The 1,084-nt window shown below is 54.7% G+C and carries 2 tRNA genes and 1 rRNA gene; all 3 read right to left on the bottom strand.

Going from position 1 to position 1,084, the window contains the following annotated elements:
- Positions 1 to 217: 217 nt before the first annotated feature.
- Positions 218 to 293: transfer RNA gene (locus tag FHT93_RS35435), tRNA-Ala, on the bottom strand.
- A gap of 90 nt (positions 294 to 383) precedes the next feature.
- Positions 384 to 460: transfer RNA gene (locus FHT93_RS35430), tRNA-Ile, on the bottom strand.
- A 219-nt stretch (positions 461 to 679) separates the two neighbouring features.
- Positions 680 to 1,084, bottom strand: a 16S ribosomal RNA gene (locus FHT93_RS35425); the annotation flags it as partial.

Genomic DNA, 1,084 nt, shown 5'->3' with positions numbered 1-1,084 from the left:
CCTACCTCCAGTCCCTCCACCATATCCGGCCGGCTAGGCCATCCATGGTTTCACAAGAACTGGGCTCGGACGTCGGATAAAATCCAACACCTGGAAGCCTCCAGATCAATCTTCTCTTCACGATATATGCAGAACAGGCACAGACGCTGATTGCGTCGTGCAAACTTGGTTTTTCTTCAGAAGACATCATCGCCGTCAGTCTCGACACCAATCGATTTGGTGGAGCTGAGCGGGATCGAACCGCTGACCCCCTGCTTGCAAAGCAGGTGCTCTCCCAGCTGAGCTACAGCCCCATCAGCTCGATCGCCCGGATAAATCCAGGTTCGGCAACGTTCCGCATCAGCCTCATTCCATCATCCCAAACCCTCATTTGCATAAGCAAATGGTGGGCCCGGGAAGACTTGAACTTCCGACCCCACGCTTATCAAGCGTGTGCTCTAACCAACTGAGCTACGGGCCCATTCGGGGAACCGGTCGACGCGGTTTTTGTCTTCTTGAAGAAAGAGAAACGTGGACGGCGAAAGCTCGCCATACCGTCGTGACCGAAGTCTACGCGGCGTATTGCGTTTCGATGGTCACCTGACTGGTGCCATCTATGTTCTAAAAAGCACGGGAAGGTTCATATCGGGTTGATCCTAAGATCAGGCCGATCGTCTTACCAATTCCACAGCTTCCTTAGAAAGGAGGTGATCCAGCCGCAGGTTCCCCTACGGCTACCTTGTTACGACTTCACCCCAGTCGCTGACCCTACCGTGGTTAGCTGCCTCCTTGCGGTTAGCGCACTACCTTCGGGTAAAACCAACTCCCATGGTGTGACGGGCGGTGTGTACAAGGCCCGGGAACGTATTCACCGCGGCATGCTGATCCGCGATTACTAGCGATTCCAACTTCATGCACTCGAGTTGCAGAGTGCAATCCGAACTGAGATGGCTTTTGGAGATTAGCTCGACATCGCTGTCTCGCTGCCCACTGTCACCACCATTGTAGCACGTGTGTAGCCCAGCCCGTAAGGGCCATGAGGACTTGACGTCATCCCCACCTTCCTCTCGGCTTATCACCGGCAGTCCCCTTAGAGTGCCCAACT

The sequence above is a fragment of the Rhizobium sp. BK379 genome, from assembly GCF_014193955.1.
GTDB lineage: Bacteria > Pseudomonadota > Alphaproteobacteria > Rhizobiales > Rhizobiaceae > Rhizobium.
This window is presented reverse-complemented; position numbering and strand designations above follow the sequence as displayed.